Source organism: Rhodocyclaceae bacterium (assembly GCA_020248265.1).
Lineage (GTDB): Bacteria > Pseudomonadota > Gammaproteobacteria > Burkholderiales > CAIKXV01 > CAIKXV01.
Genome location: JADCHX010000029.1, coordinates 1 through 20,557 on the forward strand (window position 1 = coordinate 1; position 20,557 = coordinate 20,557).

A 20,557-nucleotide genomic window follows, 5' to 3' on the forward strand; every position below is an offset into this window, starting at 1 on the left:
AGGGTAGGGCAGCCTGATCGCAGTCAGGGTCGAGCGTTTGAGTTGCATGTGCGAAGTGCCTGTCTCAGGTTCCTGAAGGTACCGGGATCATTCGGGCTTGATCCCGGTCTCCTGCGCAACCTTGCGCCAGCGGTTGATCTCTTTGGGGGCGCAGCGCTGGAACGCCTTGCCGCTCATCGTCGCTGGTTGCGCGCCATCATCCCGACAAAGGTGAAGTCGGCGATCGGTTCGCAGGGCAGCCTCGATCGGTAACCTCCGCGTCGCACGCACGCACGCGGGGTCCTGGCGCCCGCTACACCCGTTTTTACCGGATTCCCCTGCCATTGGCGATCCGTCGCTCGGTCAGTCGCCATCCGCGGCGCAGCAGGGTGGATGCCCGTCGACTACAGCAACGGCGACACCAGCCTCGCCACCCCGAACAGCAACCGCTCTCCGATCGGGCGCTTCCCCGTCGGCGGCTTGTAGCGCACGGCGCTGCGCAGGTCGCGATCGAAGATCGCGCCGAGCTGCCCGGCGGCAGCCGCGTCATACACCACCGCGATCACCTCGAAGTTGAGGCGGAAGCTGCGGTTGTCGAGATTGGCGGTCCCCACGACCGCGACGGTGTCGTCGATGACCATCGTCTTGGCGTGCAGCATCGCCGGACCGTACTCGAAGAGCACGACCCCGGCTGCGACCAGTTCGTCGTAGTAGCTGCGCCCGGCTGCCGTCACCAGCTTCGAGTCACCCTGCTTCGGCACCAGCAAGCGCACGTTGACACCCCGAAGTGCCGCAGACTTCATCGCCGAGAGTGTCGCTTCGTCGGGCACCAGGTAGGGCGTGGTGATCGAAAGCGACTGCCGGCTGCTCGCGATGGCGGCGAACTTGAACTGCTGGATCGCGAACACCGAGTCGTCCGGTCCCGAGGCGATGATCTGCACGCTCGGGCCGGTCGGGTCGCGCTTGCTGGCCGGGAAGTGCGTCGGTTCCACCTTGCACGTGCCGAAGGCGAACGCCCAGTCATCCAGGAACACGCGCTGCAGCGCGCCCACCGGTGCGCCGACGATACGCATGTGGGTATCGCGCCATTCGAGCGTATTGTCCTTGGCGCGCGTGCCGGAGAATGTCGACACTTCGCTCGACTGCACGTCACTCACGTTCATGCCGCCGATGAAGCCGATCCTGCCGTCGACCACCACGATCTTGCGATGGGTGCGGAAGTTGAGCAGCGTCGGCCGGAACCGCGACACGCGCAGCGGGTTGAACCAGGCGAGCTCGCCGCCCGCGCGGGTCAGTGTCGCGAAGTAACCGTCGCTCGCGCCGTCCGAGCCGACGTCATCGAGCAGCAGCCGCACCTTCACGCCGGCCCTGGCGCGTTCGGCGAGTGCGTCGCGTAACCGGTCGCCGGCGCGGCCCGGCTCCCAGAGGTAGTACTCCAGGTGCACGTGATCGGTGGCGGCGCAGATCGCCGCCTCGATCGCCGCGTAGCAGTCGTCGCCGTCGATGTAGAGCGTCACCGGTTCGTCGGCACGCAGCGGTGCCGGTTGCCCGAGTTCGGTGGCCAGGCGCGCGAGCTGGCGGTAGCGCACCCGGATCGCCTCGCCCATGACGCCGCCGTCCGTCGCGCCCAGCCCCGGCGCGACCTGTCTGATCTGGCGCCGCGCACGCGCGTAGCGCAGCTTCTTGCGGTACAGCCGACGCGGGCCGAAGAAGAGGTATACCGCCGCGCCGACGTATGGCAGGGCAAGCAGCGCGAGCGTCCAGGCCAATGTGGCCGACGACGAGCGCCTGGCGAGAATGAGTCCGACGACTACGGCGACCGCCCACGCGAGGTAGGCGATCGTGAGGATCAGCTTCCAGTGCGCGGCGAGGAATGCACCGGATTCGGCGAATGCGGACGACATGGGCGGAAGCTTACCCTCGCCGATCTACGCTGGCCGTTCGGATGCAAAACTCAAGACCTGACCCCGAACCTCCAAGACCTGACCCCGAACCTCCCCACCGGCCTCCCCGGCCTCCGGCCTCCGGCGTTTGCGAATGCCCGCGGCTTGCACTACGCTGGCCGTTTGCCGCGCGGGTTCGCGCGCGCACAACACGGGCACCGCGAAGGCCTGATCCAGGGGGAGAAGCAGCGATGAAACTGATGGTATTCAACGATGATCGCGTGGGCGTGGTCCGCGGCGATTCCGTGGTCGACGTGACGGCGGCGGTCGAGGGCGTCCCGCACACCGACGCGGGCAACCTGATGAGCGCGGTGGTGGCGCGCTTCGCGGACCTGCGCGCGCCCATCGAACGCGCCGCAGCCGCTGGCGCCGGCCTGCCGCTCGCGCAGGTGCGCATCCGCCCGCCGCTGCCGCGGCCGAACAATGTGGTCTGCATGGCAGTCAACTACATGGAAGACGGCACGCGCAAGGAGCCCGCGCCGATCAACGCCTTTCTGAAGACGCCCAACTGCATCATCGGCAACGGCGACACCATGGTGCTGCCCGACGCGCCGGCAGCCCTCTTCGAGGGCGAAGCCGAGATGGCGCTGGTCATCGGCAAGCGTGCGAGCAACGTGCCCGCCGCGCGCGCGATGGAGTACGTGTTCGGCTACATGAACTTCATCGACGGTTCGGCGCGCGGACTCAACCCGCCCGGGAACACGTTCTATCAGATGAAGTCCCGCGCCACCTTCGCGCCGATCGGCCCGTGGCTGGTGACCGCCGACGAGATCGCCGATCCGCAGAAGCTGCAGGTGCGTCTGTGGGTCAACGGCACGGTCAAGCAGAACTACAACACCGATGACATGGCGCACAAGATCCCGCGCTGCATCGAGTGGGTGAGCTCGATCCACGCCCTCGAGCCCGGCGATATCCTCGCCCTGGGCACCAACCACCGCGGTCTGTCCGGCTTCCAGGACGGCGATACCATCGAACTGGAAACCGAGGGGCTCGGACGGCTGCGCGTGAGCGTGCGCGACGAACTGAAGCGCACCTGGTCGAGGGAGACACGGCTCGAGCGCCAGCAGCGCGGGCTCGACGGCCTCACGCCGCAACTCACCGGCAAGTACGCCGCCAAGGGCTGAGGCGTCCGGGTCGGTCCTGCGAGCGGCCGGGATGAACCCGCGCCCTCCAGGTTCGCCCGGACGTGCCTGTTCGGCGTCAGCGCACGGGGACTGGCGGGCGCGGCTGGGACAGCAGGCGCTCGATGTCGTCTACCCGTCGAACAGACTCCCAGGACTGCTCCGCGGCGAGGGTCAAGATGCCGTCGTTCATCGCGGCGAAGACGACGCGCGTCTCGCCCACGCGAGGGGCCGATGCCGAGGGGGTATAGCGAGGGGCGGCGAACGAAACGCCTCCGTTCCGCCGCGCACGTATCCGACAGTCCTGGGCAGCGGTGACATTGACCAGCACCCGCAGGCGCACGGCACCCGATGCCGTGTTCGCGGTTGGCGCCTTCAGCACCCGGTCGACCCGCAGCGGCCAGTGCACCAGAGAGCAGCCCCGTCCGTCCTTCGTCGTCTCCTCGGGCGCGTCGAGCGTCGCCACGATCACCCAGTCGGCGCGCGCAGCCAGGGTGGGCAGGGGCCATTCCTCGATGACCGGGCGTCCGGCGAGGCAGGCTACCGGCAGGCCGAGGGTCAGCGCGGCGAGGGCGTGCACTGGACGGATGCCTACCCTCATCGGCCAGCGGCCTGAAGCTGCACGGTCATGGATGACCCTTTCCGGTGTGGCAGGTGACTTGCAAAGTCTATCGCAACGACCGCTTTCCACCAGCAACAAGCCTGACGCGTTCGTGTCCGAGGCCGGCCCCGGACGCGGACGCGCCCCCTCACAATGACGGTACCATCTCGTTCGACTCGCACCCAGGAGGAGCACCGATGCGCACAGCCACCCCACCGAAGGGTCCTCTCGCCCTCGCAGCGAGCCTGCTCGCCGCCCTCGCGCTTGCCGCACCCGTCCTGGCGCAGACGGACTATCCCAACAAGCCGGTGCGCATCATCAACCCGTTTGTCGCCGGCAGCACCACCGACGTGCTCGCGCGGGCGCTGGGCGCGGGCCTGGCGAGCCGGCTGGGCCAGCCGTTCGTGGTCGAGAACCGGGGCGGCGCCGGCGGTGCGATCGGCACCGCCGCCGTCGCCCGCGCCGACGCGGACGGCTACACGCTGCTGTTCGCGCCCGCGCTCGTGCTGTCGGTGCATCCGCAGGACCGCGCCGATACCGGCTACCGCACCGACTCGCTGGTGCCGATCTGCCAGACCTTCATCAATGCGATGGCGCTGGTGGTGCGCCCCGAGTCGCCGATCCGGTCGGTGGCCGATCTCGTCGCCGCCGCGAAGGCCAAGCCCGGGGCGCTCAACTACGGACACCAGGGCAGCATGACCATCCCGCACCTGGCGATGGAGGAATTCCTGATCGCCGCGAACCTCGACATCCGCGACATCCCGTTCCGAGGCGAGCCGCTGGTCATCGCCGACGTGCTCGGCGGGCGCCTTGACGTGGCCTCGATCGTGCTGGGCTCGGCCGTGGGACAGAACGTGCGCGTGATCGGTGTCTTCGGCGAATCGCGGCACCCCGGCTTCCCCGACGTGCCCACGGTTCGCGAGCAGGGCTACGACGTCAGTCCGGCGAGCTTCGGCGGCCTGATGGCCCCTGCCGGCACGCCGGCACCGTTGCTCGCGCGGCTGTCCGAGGCCTGCACGGCGGCGGCGAACGACACGGCCTACCGGGCAGTGGCCGAGCGCGCCGCCCAGCCGCCGAACTTCTTCGACAACGCCGCCGGGTTCCGCGCGCGCCTGGAGCGCGACATCTCCGCCAAGGCACGCGTGCTGGCGCGACTCAAGGCGCGACCGGCGGCGAAGTAACGCCGACGATGCGCGGTACGGCCCAGCGGTGGCGTCGCTACGATCCACCCGAACGCCTCGCGCGCCGGCACTCCGCCCGCTCGCGAGGCCGCGCGCAACTCAGTGGGCGATGCCCTCGCGCGCGAACTGCTCGCGCTGCTTTTCGTACGACGCCTGGTCTATGTGCCCCTCGGCGCCGTGGCGCTTCACGTCCGCCTCGACGTCGGCCAGGATCTCGGCCACCGGTCGATTGACGTCTATGGCCACGCTGTACGGCTGCTTCGCCTCGAACGGCGTGGACCAGTAGACCTCGCAGCGGTTGCCCTCGGGATCGAAGAAGTAGATCCCCACTGCATTGCCGTGGGAGGTCACGCGCGAGAAGCGCACGCCATGCTGCTTGAAGTGCTGGTAGTAGTCGACGATGTCCTCCAGCCGTTCGCAGTTGAAGGAGATCTGCTGGACGCTGGTGACCTGGTCGGGCTCGCGCGAGCGGAACACCGCGAACTCATGGTGTTCGCGCTTGGGGTCCGAACTCATGAAGGCCACGTTCGGTGTCTCGTCGCTGATCTTCAGGCGCACGACCCGCGAGTAGAAGTCGCGCATCGTCTCGAAGTCCTTCGCCCAGATTCCAACGTGACCGAGCTTTCTGATCGCCATCACCGCTCCTCCAGCCTGCCGACTGCCTCTCGCCCGGCGCCTGCTCGACGCACGCACGGCAGCAGCGCCGCGCAGGTCGCTTCAGTCGGACGGCCGAATGTTAGCGCCCTTCATCACCGCGGTCCATTTCGCGGCCTCGGCCGTCAGCCGAGGCTCTCGAAGCCGGGGATCGGCTCGCCGACCGCCGGCTCTTGCTCTGTCGGTGGATGTCTTCCCCACCCGGCGCGAGAACCGCATACCGCTACGGTGACGACCTTGCGACACCGGTCGCCGAGGGAGATCAGTCGGGCTTCGCGCCCGACAGCTTCACGATCTTCGCGTACTTCTCGACCTCGGCGGCGAGGAACGCGGCTGCCTCGGCCGGCGAGCTGCCCACGGGTTCCGAGTTCTCGCGCTGCATCCAGCCCTTCACGTCCGGGTGCTGCAGCGCGGCCACCGCCTCCGCGTGCAGGCGACCGACGATCGGCGTTGGCGTGCCGGCGGGTGCGAACAGCACGTACCACTGATCTACGTTGAACCCCGGATAGACCGCGGCGACCGTCGGCACCTCCGGCAGCGCGGCGATGCGTCGCTCGGTGGTCACTGCGATCGGCCGCAGCTTGCCCGACCGGATGAACGGCAGCACGCTGGTGGTGGCCTGGAAGCCGAGAACCACTTCGCCCGCGACGAGGGCCCCCACCGCCGGATTGGCTCCCTTGTAAGGGATATGGGTGAGCGGGGTACCAGCCATGTGCTCGAACATCACGCCAGCCAGATGCGAGCCGGTCCCGCTGCCGTTGGAGCCATAGTTCAGGCCGCCCTTTTCCTTGCGCGACAGCGCAACCAGATCGCGCACGCTGCGCACCGGCAACGACGGATGCACCACCACGACGATCGGCGAGCGCGCGAACTGCGTGATGGCGACGAAGTCCTTGCGGATGTCGAAGGCGAGCTTCGAGTAGAGCGTGGCGTTGATCGCGGTGGAGGTGGTGGAGAACAACAGCGTGTAGCCGTCCGGTGGCGCCTTCGCCACGATTTCGGCGCCGAGGTTGCCACCTGCGCCCGGACGGTTGTCCACCATCGCCGTCTGGCCGAACACATCGGTGTAGCGCTGGGCCAGCAGCCGCGCCAGCAGGTCGGTACCGCCGCCGGCCGCAAACGGCAGCACGATGCGCACCGGGCGCGTCGGATAGGACTGTGCAGCCACCGGCAGCACGCCGCACAGCACAGCCGCGCCCATGACGATCGCCGCCCACCGCGTTGCCTGCCGGTTCATTGTCTCCTCCCGGTTCATCGTCTTCCCCCGGTTCCGCGGCGTGGACGTCATGTCAGCCGACTCGATACTTGCGGATCATCGCCGGGTCCAGTTCGAGCCCGAACCCTGGCCGTTGCGGAATGTCGATCATGCCGTCCACCGGCATCGGCCGGTTGGTGATCAGGTCCTTCCAGACCGGATCGCGCAGCGGATCGGCGAAGCACTCGACATACGTGCCGTGCGGCACCGCGCCGAGCATGTGCATCGACAGATGCGGCTCTTCGTGGTGCGCCATCTTGACGTCGAACACCGAGCACATCCCGGCTACCCGCTGCCATTCGGTGATGCCGCCCGATTCGGACGCATCGAAATTGACGAAATCCACCGCGTCGGCCTGGATCAGCCGCCGCACGCCCTGCGCGGTGTACTCCGACTGCCCGGCATTGATCGGGATGCGGGTCGCACGCCGCACCTTGCCCATCAGGAATGCATCGTCGTGCCACAGGCAGGGCTCTTCGAACCAGCCGATGTCGAGGTGCTCGATCAGCCGGGAGAACCGGATCGCGTCCTCCGCGCTCCAGCCGCGGTTCGCGTCCACGACCAGGATGAAATCCTCGCCACCCCCCTCGCGTGCGGCCGCCACCCGCTTCGCGTCTTCCTCCGGCGACAGGCCGCCGACCTTCACCTTGCAGCCGGCCATCCCGACACTGCGGATCCACTCCATCTCGCGCGAGAGATCGGCCAGCGTCTTGCCCTGCTCGTAGTAGCCGGCGATGGTGATGATCGGCAGCCGGGTGCGATAGCCCCCGAGCATCTGGCACACGCTCAGGCCGCTGGCCCGGCCCACCAGGTCCCACAGCGCCGTGTCGACGCAGGCGATGGCCTCCAGCGCGAGCTTGCGGTCGCGGTTCCAGTCGGTGATCGCGTGCATGGTCTCCCACAGCCGCTGGATCTGGCGCGGATCCTGGCCGACGATACGCGGGGCGAGCTCTTCCAGGATGATCTTCGCGATCTCCGGCGAGTGGTCGCGGTTGTCGCCGTTGTAGACCTCGGCCACCACCCCGTCGTCGGTGCGGATACGCGTGATGACGGTGCAGCGCTTGAGCACGTGGTAGGTGCTGCCGCCGAAATCCTTCTGCAGCGGGATCTCGATGGGAATGGCTTCGATCGACTGGATGCGCATGCGTGTCTCCGGTGTGGCGAGGCCCGGCACGCTCAAGGCGCCCCGTCGCCTCGAGGGATTGTGCCGCACGGGCGTCACCGCCGCCAGCACATGCCCGGCCACCCGGCGCGGCCTCGACCGGCGCTGCAGGCTATTCCACGGTCACGCCATGCTGGCGGATCAACCGGCCCCAGCGCTCGGTCTCGGACTTGAGAAAAGCCTCCTGCTGCGCGGCGGGTACGGACATCACCCGCCCGCCGGCCTGCACGACGCGTGCGCCGAAGTCGGCATCGGCCACCACGTCGAGCAGCAGCGCGCGCAGGCGATCCACCACCGCGGGCGTCGTGGCCGAGGGCGCGAACAGCGCCATCCATGACTCGCCGTCGAAGGCCGCGACCCCGCTCTCGGTGACGGTGGGCACCTGCGGCAGCGAAGGCGCGCGGCGTGCGGGCGACACCGCCAGTGCCTTCAGTCGTCCGGACTCGATGTGCTTGAGCGACGCGGACAGGTTGTCGAACATCAGGTCGATGCGCCCGGCCATCATGTCGGGATGCGCCATCGAGGCGCCCTTGTAGGGCACGTGGATCAGGTCGAGCCCCATGGCCCGGAACAGGATCGTCGCCCACACATGCTGCAGGCTGCCCGATCCGGCCGATGCATAGGTGAGCCGGCCCGGACGTTCCTTCGCGTAGCGCGCGAACTCCGACAGCGTGTTCGCCGGAAGGTCGGGGCGCGCCACCAGCACGAAGGGATAGGCGGCAACGAACCCGGTCACCACGAAGTCGCGTGCCGAGTCGTAGGCGAGGTTGCGATAGAGGAACGGGTTCATCACCATCGAGCTGCCGCTGCCGAAGAGCAGCGTGTGCCCGTCGGGCGGCGCTTTCGCCACGAAGCCGGTGCCGGTGGCCGACCCCGCTCCGGGGCGGTTCTCGACGTAGGCCGCCACTCGCAGCGCCTCTGACAGCGTGCGTGCGACGTTGCGCGCAGTGAGGTCTGTCCCGCCGCCCGGACCCGAGGCCACCACCAGCCGCAGTGGCCGCGAAGGAAACTCCTGGGCGAGGGCCGGCGCAGCCACTGCGGCCAGCAGCGCGACCATGCCGATCCAGTGCAGGCGCTGAACGCGCCCGGTGCGTCCCTGCTCCGACATTCCTCCTCCTCGGCGACGATCCTTCGACGATCGCCTGCCCCTCCACGAGCCGGCCCTGCCGGTGCGCGCACTGCGGCGCGTGCTTGCAGCTATAGTGTCATCCGGATGCCTGCCGCGTCCAGCCCGGGAACGCGCGGCTCCGAATCGCGCATCGCCACCGAGGAGCCGCGCCCATGTCGTCCGAACCGTCGTCCGCCGCCATCAGTACCCTGCTCGCGCGGCAGGAGATTGCCGACCTCGCCCAGCACTGGGGGCGTGCCCGCGACCAGGGACGCTGGGAAGATCTTGCCCGCACCTTCCATCCCGGGGGCAGGATCAAGGTGATGTGGTTCGAAGGCACGCACGAGGACTTCATCGCGGCGTGCGCGAAGCGATTCGTGCCGGGGCGTGGCACCACCAAGCATTTCTTCGGCGTGTCGGTGGTCGAGGTCAACGGCGAGCGCGCGCTCGCCGAGACGCCCGCCGCGCTGTCGCAGGCGGGCGAACTGCACGGCACGCGGTTCACTTCGCTGTCCTTCCTGCGCTTCCTCGACCGCGTCGAGCGCCGCGACGGGCACTGGCGGATCGTGCAGCGCGATGCGATCTACGAGGGCGACCGCTTCACGCCGGAGACCCCGGTCGAACTCGATCCGGCCATCCTCGACCTGTATGCCCCACCGTTCAAGTACCTCGCCTACCGCCAGCATGTGGCAGGCCTGCCGAGCGACCGGCAGACGCCGATGGACGGAAGCGAGTCGCTCGCGCGGCTGATGAGTGCCGCGCGGAGCTGGCTCGGCACGCCGGCGTGAGTACCCTGCTGAGCACGACCGAGCGCTACGGCAACTTGATGCCGGCGTCGCGGATCACCTTCGTCCAGCGCGCGATCTCGCCATTCACGTAGGCCTCGGTGTCGGGAAGCGTCATGTCGAGCACCCGGCCGCTGCCGTTCTCGAACCGGCTGACCACCTCGGGCATCGCCATCGTCTTTTCGAACGCGGCACGTAGCCGCGCCACGATGGGCTGCGGCGTATCGCGGCGCACGAACGGGCCGAACCAGGTCTCCATCTCCAGCTTGCCGACCCCCGTCTCGGCGACGGTGGGCACGTTCGGCAGGAAGGACAGGCGCACCGGGCTTGAGGTGGCGAAGACCTTGACCGCGCCTTTTTCGATATGGGCGCGCGCCGTCTGGATGTTGTCGAAGTACAGGTCGAGGCGCCCGCCCAGCAGGTCCTGGTGCACCGCGGTCGCGCCCTTGTAGAAAATGCTGAGCGCATCGACCTTCGTCTGCGCGAAGAGGGCGACGGTGGCGACATGCTGTCCGGTTCCGGGTGCGCCGCCGAAGGTGAGCTTGCCAGGATGCGCGCGGCCGTATTCGATCACCTCTTTCAGCGTGTTCGCCGGAAGGTCGCGGCGGCCGATCAGCGTGTACGAGTACGACACGGCCAGCCCGACCGGACGGAAGTCATGCGGGTCGTAGCTGAGGGCCGGGTGCAGTCCCGGATTGAGCGCGATGTTCGACAGCCCGCCGACCAGTACCGTATGGCCATCGGCTGGCGCCTTCGCGACCACCTCGGTGCCGCCGATCGTCCCGGCGATCGCGCGATTCTCCACCACCATCTGCACGCCCAGCAGCGGGCCCATCTTCTCGGAGAGCACGCGCGCGGTGACATCGAAGCCGCCCCCGGGCAGCGAGGGCACGATCATCCGGATCGGCCTGGAGGGGTAGGACTGCGCGAAGACCGGCGCCGCCAGCGGAGTGGTCACCTGCGCGGCCACCAGCGCGGCGGCGAGCGCCGCGAGCGGGCGCGAGAAAGTGGGTCTGGCCATCGGGCTCCTCCAGCAGTCGGGTGTCCGGGCGTGGCCCGTCCCCTGATATGGACGCAGTCGATCGTCTGCGCGATCCGGAAGGATGATAAGGCGTGCGGATCATGCCGGCGACATCCATCGAATCCTCGTCTGACCGATGCGGGGCGTGGGCAACGATATGGTTACGCAGCCTGCCGAGGCCATGGGATGGCTCCCGTGATGTAAGCAGCCCCGGCGAATTCCGCTTCTCGATACCGCTGGCAATGCCTGCCTCGATCAGCCCAAATTGAACCTGCCGCGACCTCGCCGCGATGGCTGGCGTCGCCCACTGCACTGCGGGATGGGTCATCCCGATCTGGGGCGAAGAGCCGGCCGCTGCGGAAATCGAGTCGACGCGCCCATTCGCCGACCAGCTGGACATTTGCGGCCAGCCGAGTAGCGGAGGCTCTGGCGCAGTCGCAACGTGACCGTAACATGCATGACGTAGCCTGCCAGCCAACGCGTCCGATTCGCGCCGTACCACTGGAGGATATTCATGCAACGACGTCATTTCGTGCAGGCCACCGCCGCACTCAGCGCAGCCGGATTCGCGCTGCCCGCCGCCCTGGCGCAGCAGCAGCGTGCCATCTGCTACAACTGCCCGCCCGAGTGGGCCGACTGGGGCGGCATGCTGCGCTTGATCAACCAGCGCATCAACGTGTCGGTGCCACCGGACAACAAGAACTCCGGGCAGGCGATGGCAGCCCTGACCGCCGAACGCGCGAATCCGGTGGCCGATGTGGTCTATCTCGGTGGCCAGTTCGGCCCGCAGGCTCGCGAATCCGGCCTCGTCGCCCCGTTCATGCCGCAGCGCTTCAAGGAAGTCCCGGACAGCCTGAAGGACAAGGACGGCTTCTGGTTCACCATCCACTCCGGCACGCTGGGCCTGTTCGTCAACACCGCCGCGCTGCGCGGACGGCCGGTGCCCAAGACCTGGAAAGACCTGCTCAACCCGCAGTACCGCGGCATGGTCGGCTACCTGAACCCGGCGAGCGCGGCAGTCGGCCAGGTGGGCGTCGTCGCTGTCAACCTCGCACTGGGCGGCAGCTACGACAACTTCGATCCGGCGATCGCGTTCTTCAAGGCGCTGCAGGCTAACCAGCCTGTCGTGCCGACGCAGACCGCTTACGCGCGCGTGCTCTCGGGCGAGATTCCGATCCTGCTCGACTACGACTTCAACGCCTACCGCGGCCAGTACTCGGACAAGGCGCCGGTGCAGTTCGTGATCCCGGGCGAAGGCACGCAGGCGCTTCCCTACATCATGGCGCTGGTCGCCAAGGGACCGAACCCGGACAGCGGCCGGCGCATACTCGACTTCGTGCTCTCCGACGAGGGGCAGCGGCACTGGGCGAATGCCTACCTGCGCCCGGTGTTTCCGCAGGCAATGAGCGCCGAAGTTCGCGCGCGCTTCCTGCCGGATGCGGAGTACAGGCGCTCGACGCCGCTCGACGTGTTCCGGCTCGCCGCAGCGACCAAGGTGATTGCCGAGCGCTACCAGAAGGAAGTCGGTTGATCGGGGCTGCACGCTGATGGGTGGCCGCGAACGCCTGTTGCTGCTGGCGCTGATGGCGCCGGCTGCCATCGTGTTCGCGGCCTTCTTCCTGCTGCCGCTGGCACGCCTGTTCGTGATCGGCGGTACCGGCCCCACCGGCTGGAGCGCGTACCTGGCGATCGTCACCGATGCGCGCTACTTCCGCAGCCTGGTGTCGACGGTGCTGCTGTCGGCATCGGTGACTGCCGCCACGCTGGTGATCTCGGGCATCGCCGGGGTGTTCCTCGAACGCAACCGCTTTCGCGGCCGGGCGCTGGTCACCGCCATGCTCACCCTGCCGCTCGCCTTCCCCGGCGTGGTGATCGGCTTCATGGTGATCATGCTCGCCGGCCGCCAGGGACTCATTCCGGAGATCACCGATGCGCTGTTCAACGAGCGGCTGGTGTTCGCCTACTCGATGGCCGGGCTGTTCATGGGCTACGTGTATTTCTCGATCCCGCGCACCATCCTCACCGTGATGGCTTCAGCCGAGAAGCTGGACCCGCGGCTGGAGGAGGCCGCACGCTCGCTCGGCGCACGGCCGTGGCGGGTGGTCACCGATGTGATCGTGCCCGGGCTCAAGCCGGCGTTCATCTCCGCCGGAGCAATCTGCTTTGCCACCGCGATGGGTGCGTTCGGCACCGCGTTCACGCTCGCCACCCGGATCAACGTCCTGCCGATGGTGATCTACACCGAGTTCACGCTGCAGGCGAACCTGGTGATGGCTTCGGCACTGTCGTTCGTTCTCGGCGCAATCACCTGGGCAGCGCTGGCGCTGGCGCGCAGCTTCGCCGGCAGTTCGGTGGCGGCGGCGGGATGAGTCTGCACCTCGCCCACCACGGCGCTCATCGCAGCGGGAGCGCGCGGCAGTGACCCGTCGCCGCCACAGCGGCTGGTTCTGGGCGCAGCTGGCGTTCACGTTGCTGGTGTGCGCATTCCTGATCGTGCCGGTCGTCATGTCGATGCTCGCCGGCGTCACCAAGAACTACTTCATCGGCATCCAGAGCGGCGTGACGCTCGAGTGGGTGGTCAAGGTGTGGACCGACTACCGGCACACGATCTTTCTCTCGGTCAAGATCGCACTTGCCTGCCTCGCCTGCACGCTGCTGATCGGCGTGCCGGCCGCCTACGTCCTGGCGCGCACGCAGAACGCGTTTACCCGCACGATCGAGGAACTGCTGGTGATGCCGATCGCGGTGCCGGGACTCGCGACCGCGCTGGCGCTGATCGTCACCTATGGCACCTTCGGCGACTTCCGCCGCAGCTGGCTGTTCATCCTGGTCGGGCATGTGCTGTTCACGCTGCCGTTCATGGTGCGCTCGGTGCTGGCCGTGCTGTCCTCGATCGACCTGCGGACGCTGGAGGAAGGTGCACGCAGTCTCGGTGCCTCGTTCAGCCAGCGCTTCTTCGGCATCGTGCTGCCGAACTGCCGCTCTGGCATCGTCGCCGGTTCGCTGATGGTGGTCACGCTGTCGCTGGGCGAGTTCAACATGACGCTGCTGCTGCACACGCCGCTGACCCAGACTCTGCCGGTCGGTCTTGCCGACAGCTATGCTTCGCTTCGACTGGAGGTGGGTAGCGCCTATACGCTGATCTTCTTCGTCATCATCATCCCGCTGCTGATCGCGCTGCAATGGGCATCGGCGCCACGCGCCGCGCAGCGGCCACCCTCCGACGACGTCGACTTCGACGCCGGTTCGCCGCCGCACCCGGCACAACCCTCGCATCGGGCTGCTCCCGCACATGTCCGCTCCTGACGGCATACCCATTCGGCTGGAACGCGCCGGCAAGACCTTCGACGACGGCACGCGTGCACTCGAGCCCACCGATCTGACGATCGAAGCCGGCGAGACGCTGGTGTTCCTCGGTCCGTCGGGCTGCGGCAAGACGACGACGCTGCGCATCGTGGCTGGCCTGGATCAGCCCGATGCTGGCGGCCGTGTCTGGTTCGGCAACGACGACGTGACCGAGGTGCCGATCGAGCGGCGCAACGTCGGCATGGTGTTCCAGAGCTACGCGCTGTTTCCGAACATGAGCGTGGAGGACAACGTCGCCTATGGCCTGAAGGTACGGCGCGTCGACGAGGTCGAGCGGCGCGACCGCGTGGCGCAGCTGCTGGAGATGATGCACATCACTGAACTCGCGCACCGGCGCATCGATCAGCTCTCCGGCGGGCAGCGCCAGCGCGTAGCCCTGGCCCGCGCGATCGCGCCGCGCCCTCGGGTGTTGCTGCTCGATGAACCGTTGACCGCGCTCGATGCGAAGCTGCGCGAGATTCTGCGGGTGGAGATCGACCGGTTGCTGCGCAGCCTCGCCATCACCACGGTCTATGTCACCCATGATCAGGCCGAGGCGATGGCGCTGGGCGACCGCATCGCAGTGATGCAGAAGGGCCGTATCGCGCAGATCGGTACGCCGCGCGAGATCTACCAGCACCCGAGCAGTGCGTTCGTGGCCGGCTTCATCGGCGCGATGAATCACGTGTCGGTCCGCGCAGACAATGGCTACCTGATCGGATCGGGCACACGCATTCCGTGGCGCGGTAGCGCGCCGGGTGGGCGGATCATGTTCCGGCCCGAGGATGTGAACATTCACGACGGCGGCGCTGCCCCAGCCGCCATGGAAGGGCGGATCATTTCGGCGTTTTTCCTGGGCGATCACACTCGCCTCAGCGTCGATCTCGGCGCAGGCGATCCGATCACGGTACGCACCGAGGCCCGGTGCAGATTCGCCGCTGGCGACGCCGTGCGGCTGACGCTGCCTGCCGAGCGCATCCTCTGGCCGGAAGCCTGAACCTACTGCACGGCCGCGCTGGGGACCGCTTCGAGCCTCGCACGCAACGCGGGTATGCTCTCTCGAAACAGGGGACCTAGCTTCGATCATGCTCATCTGCCAGATCAGTGACCTGCACATCAAGGCGGGGCGCAAGCTCGCCTACCAGCGCGTGGACACTGCTGCCGCGCTCGAGCGCTGCGTCGATGCGCTGCGCGCGCTCGATCCCCAGCCCGACGTGATCGTCGTCACCGGCGACCTGGTCGATTTCGGCCGGCCCGACGAGTACGCGCTGCTTGCCGAACTGCTGGCGCCGCTGCGCCAGCCCGTGTATCTGATTCCGGGCAACCACGACAAGCGCGAGGCGCTACGCGCGGGCTTTCCCGCCCATGACTATCTGCGCCAATGGACGCCCTTCGTGCAGTACGCGATCGAAGACTGGCCGCTGCGCATCGTCGCCCTCGACACGGTGATCCCGATGGCCAGCGGTGGCGAGCTTTGCGCGCAGCGGCTGGACTGGCTCGATCGCACGCTGGCGCAGTCGCCCGACAAGCCGACCGTGGTGATCATGCATCACCCGCCGTTCGTCACCGGTATCGGTTTCATGGATGGCGTCGGATTCGCCGACCCGGCGCCGCTCGCCGCCGTGATCCGCCGCCACCCGCAGGTCGAGCGTCTGATGTGCGGCCATCTGCACCGGCCGATCTTTCAGCGCTTTGCCGGCACCGTAGCCACCACCTGCCCGAGTCCCGCGCATCAGATCGCACTGGAACTCCGGCCCGGCGGCGGCGACGGCTATCGCCTGGAGCCGCCCGGATACCAGCTCCACTGGTGGAACGGAACCGCGCTGGTCACGCACACGGCGGTGCTGGGCGACTGGCCGGGACCGTTTCCGTTCCGCGAGGGCGGCGAACTGATCGACTGAGTCGCGGGACTCGGGCACGTGCACCGGCCGGTCTCCAGCCTGTGGAACGGCATCGCATTCGCCGGAACGCCCTCCACGGTGCAACAGGTGGCCCTCGAGCTGGGCCCGCAGCCCGAGCTTCACCTCAACTTCAACCATGAGCCGCCCTGCTACGCGATCCTGGACATCAGCGGCGCCGGCGTGATCGGCCATCAGCAGCGCTACATGCACAACTGGGACGTGCTGCCGCGCCTCGGGCCGCTGTCGAGAACGGCGGTAAGCGCCTGAAGCAACCGACCGTGGGTATCGGGCGGGTTGCAGCCGCAGCCCGCACTCATCCGGGGGATGCCAGCAGCGTAACGATGATCACCAAGATCCCGAGGGACAGGTTCATCGACACCCAGGTGCGGATCTTCGCCAGGGCCACGCCGCCAGCCGGCCAGTCGCATCCGGCGACCGCACGATCCAGTCTGCGGTAGAGGGCGAACCGGATGTGAAGGAAGATCGCGACCATGGCCACGCCTGCCACCGCCATCAGCGTCCAGGCCAGCGGCATCTCGAAGCGGCCGCCTGACTGGACGACCTGCTTCGCGACGCGCCCGATCATCCAGATCCCGCTGGCCAGCGCGAGCAGCGAAGCCACCAGTACCACTCGGAAGAAACGTCCGAGCACCTCGTGCATCAGGCGCAGTCTTGCCGGCGGCTCGAGCTGTGCGAGTGCGGGGCGCAGGAAGAAGTGCGCGAAGACCATGCCGCCGATCCAGACCACGATGGACAGCAGGTGGAGGGTCTTGAGTACTGCGTAGATCATCGATTCATCCTTGCAAGCGAAGGTTCAGTCACGGCTCGCCGATGCGGCCGGACGGCGGATCAGCACCACTACCAGGGTCACGATGGTGAGGGGCACCACGAAACCGAGCATGACCGCAGAGAAGGCGGGCAGCGCATCATGCTGTTGGGCAGCGAGTATCAGGTAGGCCGCGTACGCGATGTAATAGACCAGGAACAGCCCGCCTTCCCAGCGCGCGATCTCGCGGCCGCTCAGGAAAACCGGCAGGCAGGCCAGCGCGACCGCCAGCATCACCCAGATGTCGAACGCAATCAGCGAAGGTGCCAGGACCAGGCCGAGGTTGCCCGAGAACAGGCCCGAAAGGCCGAGGCAGCCGAGGATATTGAAGGTGTTGCTGCCGACCACGTTGCCCACCGCGATGTCGCGCTCGCCCTTGATCGCTGCCGTGATGCTGGTGGCGACTTCCGGCATGCTGGTGCCGGCGGCGACGATGGTGAGTCCGATCACCAGGTCGCTCACGCCCATCGCGCGCGCGAAGCCGACCGCAGCCTGAACCAGCAACTCCGACCCGAACACCAGCGCTGCGAGGCCGACACCGATCAGGAGCAGTTGCATCGGCAGCCGGCTGTCCCAGCCGCCGGTACCGGAAGGCACGGCCCCTTCCGCGTACTCGTCGCGGGCCGCCTGCGACTCGCGCCTCGACTGCACGATCAGGAATGCCGTGTAGACGAAGAGCAACGCGAACAGGAAGCCGCCGTCCAGGAAGGACAGGCGGCCGTCGAGCCCGAGGGCCAGCAGCAGCAGGCTGGCACCCAGCATGATGGGCACTTCCTGGCGGATCAGCTGGATGTTGACCACTAGCGGCGCGATCAGCGCACTCAGGCCCAGGATGAACAGCACGTTGAAGATGTTGCTCCCGACGACGTTGCCGACGGCGATGTCGGTCCTGCCATCGAGCACTGCACCGACGCTGACCGCGACCTCCGGTGCGCTGGTGCCGAAGGCCACGATCGTGAGGCCGACCACGAGCGGGCTGATTCCGAACGACAGCGCGAGCCGCGATGCGCCGCGCACCAGCAGGTTTGCGCCGATGACCAGCAGGGCGAGGCCGCCGATGAACATGAGCATGTAGGAGGCATCCTGATCGGGTGGGAAGAAACCAGGGCCGGGCAGCGGGCCCCGGGTGGCGCCGCATCCCCGGGCGATGCGTGGCCACCATGACGTTTGAAAGTACACTTTTTGCTTTCCCGATACACGCAGAAAGCCCGAAGCAGTGAGCAGATGGCACCTGCCCTCGGTGCTTCAATCCTCGCCCTTGGCACCCCGCCCGAACCGACTCACCCACTTTGTCCCCGCCTCGATCTTCGGCGCAGGCTGATCCACCCACCAGTCTGACCTGAAATTCGGCCGCTGGTGCTGGATACGCATGCGGACCTCTGCGGCTGACGGCAGGACGCCAGCCTGCTCGAGGCCATCGAGAAACGCTGCCGTCGAAAGCAGGTGGATATTGCCGGGTACGGCGTAGGTGTTGGCAGTGAACCAGTCGTCTTCGATCAGCACCAGCGTGGGGTCCCCGGGGTTGGCGGTACGCAGCGAGATCACGACGTTCACGATCGACAGTTCGCCGATGTCCTTGGGCATCTGGGCGGACTCGCCCTGATCCAGCCTGCGGCGCATGTCCGGCAAGGCCATCTGCCCGATCGTCGTCGGCAACACTTCGATCCGTTGCGCATGATCCATCAGGAACTGTCGGATCTTCGCGCCGTCGACATACTCGTCCGCGCGCCGCGTCGCTTCAAACTCGACCATGTCGGTCAGCACGATCCGCACGTCTTCGCGCGCGAGCAGCAACAGGTCCAGCGCGTCACCGGCTGCCAACGAGATCAATGGGCCGGTGTCGGGAATGACCAGCCGGATCGGCCGCCTCGCAGTCACGCCTGCGTGGCTTGCGCCGCGAGCACCTTGCCCAGTGCGTCGGCCATCTGCCGGCGCGTGCTCATTGGCACGATCGGGTGCGGTAGCCCGGCCGCGTTGAGCAGCCGCAGGAAGACCCCGTAATCACTGATGCCGAGCGCCTGCATCGCCACCGCGCGTGGCCGACTGCCCGCCGAGTATTCCAGTAGTTCCTGCAGTACGCCCGAAGCCGTGCCCGCACCCGAGTCGCCACCGCCCAGCGCCACCTGATGCTCGAGAGCACTGCGCACGAGCGCGTTCACCGACGTGTTCTGGCGCGCAGCCAGCGACTTGGCCGCCGCCACGAGCGCGTCATCCAGAGCAAACGTGATGTTCATGGACGGAGTCTAGCAGCGACACATGAATATGTGTCGTCGCTCAGTGCCCCGGCGGCCGCTGCGGATCGTCCGGCAGCATCGCGGCGCAGATCGTCGTGCAGACCGCGACCGCTGCCATCACGTAGAGCATCGCGGTGAAGCCGGCGGCCTTCACCGACGGGCCCAGCAGCCCGACCACGACCGAACTCACGCCGAACGCGATGAAGAAGCGCATGCCGGTCACGCGCGAGCGCATGCGGTCGTCGACGAAGCGCACGACCATCGTGTCGGTGAACGGGATCGCGCCGAACACGAACACCATCAGCGCCGTGAGCACCCCGTAGAACGCCCAGCCGTCGGTATTCGCGGCGAGGATGAACAGCGGCACCTGAAGGCCGACGATCGGTGCCATCACCTGCCTCACGTGGAACCGGTCGAGCAGCGTGCCGACGGCTACCTGGGCGAGCGAGGCGATCACGTAGACGGACGCAAGCAGTGCCCCGAGCGTGGCGGGACTGTCGCCTAGCCACTGCAGCCGTTCGCGCAGCAATTCCAGGTTGCCGTTGGTGGTGAAGTTGAAGACGATCGTGCCGAAGATCGCCGTGCCGGTCATCAGCGCCACCACGCGCACCAGCACGCCCCTGGGCACCTCGATGGGCTTCTTCACCGGACGCTTCGCCGGCGAGCCCGCTTCCTTCGGGATGAGCAGCGCGAACGCGATGCCGCACGCGATCGCGACCAGTCCCGGCACCACGAACGCCGAGCGCCATCCGGCGTACTGGATCAGCAGCCCGGTGGACACCGCGGCCGCCGCGATGCCCAGGTTGCCGGCCAGGCCATTGATGCCGATGGTGAGGCCGGCATTCTTCGAGTCGCGCACAAGCATCGGGATGCCGATCGGATGGTAGATCGCAGCGAATACCCCGACCAGCGTCAGCGCCGCGGCAAGCTGCCACTCGTCGTTGGCCAGGCCGACCAGCGTCGCCGCGCCGCCGATGCCGAAGAAGAACAGCAGCATCATCTGCCGCCGGCCCCACTGGTCGCCCAGCCGGCCGGCGGGCAGTGAGCAAAGCCCGAACGTCACGAACGCGCCGATGGTGTAGGGCATCAGGTCTTCCCAGCGCGCGAAGCCGAACTCGGCCGCGATGGCCGACACCGCGGTGGCGAAGATCAGCAGCATCAGGTGGTCGATCAGGTGGCCGGCATTGATCAGCAGGCCGAGCGCGCGGCGCGAGCCGCTGTCCTGACCCGCCGGTGCCTCGGACGGACCGGTGGCGGCGGGATGGGTGGCAAGGTTCGGCGGCGGCATGGGCTGGGTTCTCGGCAGGCGTTCGACGGGGCTGCGCAACGGCGGTGAAGGTCGATGATACGACCGCACTGCGGTCGGCGTGCCCCGCCCGCTGCCGGACATTCGCCGGCCGACGGCGTTGCGGTACCCTTCGTGCTGTCCGCCGAATGCCCC

Annotated in this window: 21 protein-coding genes; 9 read left to right on the plus strand and 12 right to left on the minus strand. The window is 67.8% G+C overall.

Annotated features, from left to right (window positions below; genetic code table 11):
• Positions 1-383 precede the first annotated feature (383 nt).
• Positions 384-1,883, minus strand: a complete 1,500-nt coding sequence (gene cls, locus ING98_20580) for a cardiolipin synthase (protein ID MCA3104274.1) — start codon at positions 1,881-1,883, stop codon at positions 384-386.
• A 230-nt stretch (positions 1,884-2,113) separates the two neighbouring features.
• Between cls and ING98_20585 the strand changes: the two genes are divergently transcribed.
• Positions 2,114-3,046 (plus strand): fumarylacetoacetate hydrolase family protein, encoded by a 933-nt coding sequence (locus tag ING98_20585; protein ID MCA3104275.1) that lies wholly within the window; start codon positions 2,114-2,116, stop codon positions 3,044-3,046.
• Between the two features lie 76 nt (positions 3,047-3,122).
• Here ING98_20585 and ING98_20590 read toward each other — a convergent pair whose 3' ends face one another.
• Entirely contained in the window at positions 3,123-3,644 is a 522-nt protein-coding gene (locus tag ING98_20590; protein ID MCA3104276.1) for a hypothetical protein, read from the minus strand.
• Positions 3,645-3,841: 197 nt separating this feature from the next.
• Here ING98_20590 and ING98_20595 point away from each other — a divergent pair, with 197 nt between their 5' ends.
• Positions 3,842-4,825 carry a tripartite tricarboxylate transporter substrate binding protein gene (locus ING98_20595; GenBank protein ID MCA3104277.1) on the plus strand — a complete coding sequence of 328 codons (984 nt, stop codon included), beginning with the start codon at positions 3,842-3,844 and terminating at the stop codon, positions 4,823-4,825.
• A 99-nt stretch (positions 4,826-4,924) separates the two neighbouring features.
• Here the strand turns inward: ING98_20595 and ING98_20600 are convergent, their stop codons facing one another.
• From ING98_20600 to ING98_20615, 4 genes are all read right to left on the minus strand, one after another.
• Positions 4,925-5,461, minus strand: coding sequence for a VOC family protein (locus ING98_20600; GenBank protein ID MCA3104278.1), 537 nt, complete (start codon positions 5,459-5,461; stop codon positions 4,925-4,927).
• Positions 5,462-5,741: 280 nt separating this feature from the next.
• Entirely contained in the window at positions 5,742-6,680 is a 939-nt protein-coding gene (locus tag ING98_20605) for a tripartite tricarboxylate transporter substrate binding protein (protein MCA3104279.1), read from the minus strand.
• 88 nt (positions 6,681-6,768) lie between these two features.
• Complete coding sequence (locus tag ING98_20610) at positions 6,769-7,878, minus strand: mandelate racemase/muconate lactonizing enzyme family protein (GenBank protein MCA3104280.1); 1,110 nt, start codon at positions 7,876-7,878, stop codon at positions 6,769-6,771.
• 130 nt (positions 7,879-8,008) lie between these two features.
• Positions 8,009-9,004, minus strand: coding sequence for a tripartite tricarboxylate transporter substrate binding protein (locus ING98_20615; GenBank protein MCA3104281.1), 996 nt, complete (start codon positions 9,002-9,004; stop codon positions 8,009-8,011).
• A 173-nt stretch (positions 9,005-9,177) separates the two neighbouring features.
• Here ING98_20615 and ING98_20620 point away from each other — a divergent pair, with 173 nt between their 5' ends.
• Positions 9,178-9,792, plus strand: coding sequence for a nuclear transport factor 2 family protein (locus tag ING98_20620; protein MCA3104282.1), 615 nt, complete (start codon positions 9,178-9,180; stop codon positions 9,790-9,792).
• A gap of 25 nt (positions 9,793-9,817) precedes the next feature.
• On the opposite strand, the gene ING98_20625 is transcribed toward ING98_20620, so the two are convergent.
• Positions 9,818-10,810 carry a tripartite tricarboxylate transporter substrate binding protein gene (locus ING98_20625; protein MCA3104283.1) on the minus strand — a complete coding sequence of 331 codons (993 nt, stop codon included), beginning with the start codon at positions 10,808-10,810 and terminating at the stop codon, positions 9,818-9,820.
• Between the two features lie 514 nt (positions 10,811-11,324).
• Here ING98_20625 and ING98_20630 point away from each other — a divergent pair.
• The 6 genes from ING98_20630 (at position 11,325) to ING98_20655 (ending at position 16,323) form a co-directional block, all read left to right on the plus strand.
• Positions 11,325-12,341 carry an extracellular solute-binding protein gene (locus tag ING98_20630; protein MCA3104284.1) on the plus strand — a complete coding sequence of 339 codons (1,017 nt, stop codon included), beginning with the start codon at positions 11,325-11,327 and terminating at the stop codon, positions 12,339-12,341.
• A gap of 16 nt (positions 12,342-12,357) precedes the next feature.
• The gene (locus ING98_20635) at positions 12,358-13,179 is read left to right on the plus strand and encodes an ABC transporter permease (protein MCA3104285.1); all 822 of its coding nucleotides are present in this window, start codon (positions 12,358-12,360) and stop codon (positions 13,177-13,179) included.
• 136 nt (positions 13,180-13,315) lie between these two features.
• Entirely contained in the window at positions 13,316-14,116 is an 801-nt protein-coding gene (locus ING98_20640; GenBank protein MCA3104286.1) for an ABC transporter permease subunit, read from the plus strand.
• Complete coding sequence (locus ING98_20645; GenBank protein MCA3104287.1) at positions 14,103-15,152, plus strand: ABC transporter ATP-binding protein; 1,050 nt, start codon at positions 14,103-14,105, stop codon at positions 15,150-15,152. The genes ING98_20640 and ING98_20645 overlap by 14 nt, the downstream gene beginning before the upstream one ends.
• Positions 15,153-15,240: 88 nt before the next feature.
• Positions 15,241-16,056: a phosphodiesterase gene (locus ING98_20650; protein ID MCA3104288.1), complete on the plus strand. Its 816-nt coding sequence runs from the start codon at positions 15,241-15,243 to the stop codon at positions 16,054-16,056.
• 18 nt (positions 16,057-16,074) lie between these two features.
• On the plus strand, positions 16,075-16,323 hold the full coding sequence (locus ING98_20655; protein MCA3104289.1) for a hypothetical protein: 249 nt from the start codon (positions 16,075-16,077) through the stop codon (positions 16,321-16,323).
• 46 nt (positions 16,324-16,369) lie between these two features.
• Here the strand turns inward: ING98_20655 and ING98_20660 are convergent, their stop codons facing one another.
• The 5 genes from ING98_20660 to ING98_20680 all read right to left on the minus strand — a co-directional run bounded on the left by ING98_20660 (position 16,370) and on the right by ING98_20680 (position 20,404).
• On the minus strand, positions 16,370-16,846 hold the full coding sequence (locus ING98_20660) for a CopD family protein (protein ID MCA3104290.1): 477 nt from the start codon (positions 16,844-16,846) through the stop codon (positions 16,370-16,372).
• A gap of 24 nt (positions 16,847-16,870) precedes the next feature.
• Positions 16,871-17,947 carry a calcium/sodium antiporter gene (locus ING98_20665; GenBank protein MCA3104291.1) on the minus strand — a complete coding sequence of 359 codons (1,077 nt, stop codon included), beginning with the start codon at positions 17,945-17,947 and terminating at the stop codon, positions 16,871-16,873.
• 180 nt (positions 17,948-18,127) lie between these two features.
• Positions 18,128-18,760: a hypothetical protein gene (locus tag ING98_20670; protein ID MCA3104292.1), complete on the minus strand. Its 633-nt coding sequence runs from the start codon at positions 18,758-18,760 to the stop codon at positions 18,128-18,130.
• Positions 18,757-19,116: a hypothetical protein gene (locus ING98_20675; protein ID MCA3104293.1), complete on the minus strand. Its 360-nt coding sequence runs from the start codon at positions 19,114-19,116 to the stop codon at positions 18,757-18,759. Before ING98_20675 ends, ING98_20670 begins: the two co-directional genes overlap by 4 nt.
• A 40-nt stretch (positions 19,117-19,156) precedes the next feature.
• Positions 19,157-20,404: an MFS transporter gene (locus ING98_20680; GenBank protein MCA3104294.1), complete on the minus strand. Its 1,248-nt coding sequence runs from the start codon at positions 20,402-20,404 to the stop codon at positions 19,157-19,159.
• Positions 20,405-20,557: the final 153 nt, after the last annotated feature.

Excerpts from the sequence above, each read along its gene's own strand:
- cls (MCA3104274.1), bottom strand. The coding sequence starts at position 1,883 with ATGTCGTCCGCATTCGCCGAATCCGGTGCATTCCTCGCCGCGCACTGG.
- ING98_20585 (MCA3104275.1), top strand. The coding sequence starts at position 2,114 with ATGAAACTGATGGTATTCAACGATGATCGCGTGGGCGTGGTCCGCGGC.
- ING98_20590 (MCA3104276.1), bottom strand. The coding sequence starts at position 3,644 with ATGAGGGTAGGCATCCGTCCAGTGCACGCCCTCGCCGCGCTGACCCTC.
- ING98_20595 (MCA3104277.1), top strand. The coding sequence starts at position 3,842 with ATGCGCACAGCCACCCCACCGAAGGGTCCTCTCGCCCTCGCAGCGAGC.
- ING98_20600 (MCA3104278.1), bottom strand. The coding sequence starts at position 5,461 with ATGGCGATCAGAAAGCTCGGTCACGTTGGAATCTGGGCGAAGGACTTC.
- ING98_20605 (MCA3104279.1), bottom strand. The coding sequence starts at position 6,680 with ATGGGCGCGGCTGTGCTGTGCGGCGTGCTGCCGGTGGCTGCACAGTCC.
- ING98_20610 (MCA3104280.1), bottom strand. The coding sequence starts at position 7,878 with ATGCGCATCCAGTCGATCGAAGCCATTCCCATCGAGATCCCGCTGCAG.
- ING98_20615 (MCA3104281.1), bottom strand. The coding sequence starts at position 9,004 with ATGTCGGAGCAGGGACGCACCGGGCGCGTTCAGCGCCTGCACTGGATC.
- ING98_20620 (MCA3104282.1), top strand. The coding sequence starts at position 9,178 with ATGTCGTCCGAACCGTCGTCCGCCGCCATCAGTACCCTGCTCGCGCGG.
- ING98_20625 (MCA3104283.1), bottom strand. The coding sequence starts at position 10,810 with ATGGCCAGACCCACTTTCTCGCGCCCGCTCGCGGCGCTCGCCGCCGCG.
- ING98_20630 (MCA3104284.1), top strand. The coding sequence starts at position 11,325 with ATGCAACGACGTCATTTCGTGCAGGCCACCGCCGCACTCAGCGCAGCC.
- ING98_20635 (MCA3104285.1), top strand. The coding sequence starts at position 12,358 with ATGGGTGGCCGCGAACGCCTGTTGCTGCTGGCGCTGATGGCGCCGGCT.
- ING98_20640 (MCA3104286.1), top strand. The coding sequence starts at position 13,316 with ATGTCGATGCTCGCCGGCGTCACCAAGAACTACTTCATCGGCATCCAG.
- ING98_20645 (MCA3104287.1), top strand. The coding sequence starts at position 14,103 with ATGTCCGCTCCTGACGGCATACCCATTCGGCTGGAACGCGCCGGCAAG.
- ING98_20650 (MCA3104288.1), top strand. The coding sequence starts at position 15,241 with ATGCTCATCTGCCAGATCAGTGACCTGCACATCAAGGCGGGGCGCAAG.
- ING98_20660 (MCA3104290.1), bottom strand. The coding sequence starts at position 16,846 with ATGATCTACGCAGTACTCAAGACCCTCCACCTGCTGTCCATCGTGGTC.
- ING98_20665 (MCA3104291.1), bottom strand. The coding sequence starts at position 17,947 with ATGTTCATCGGCGGCCTCGCCCTGCTGGTCATCGGCGCAAACCTGCTG.
- ING98_20675 (MCA3104293.1), bottom strand. The coding sequence starts at position 19,116 with ATGAACATCACGTTTGCTCTGGATGACGCGCTCGTGGCGGCGGCCAAG.
- ING98_20680 (MCA3104294.1), bottom strand. The coding sequence starts at position 20,404 with ATGCCGCCGCCGAACCTTGCCACCCATCCCGCCGCCACCGGTCCGTCC.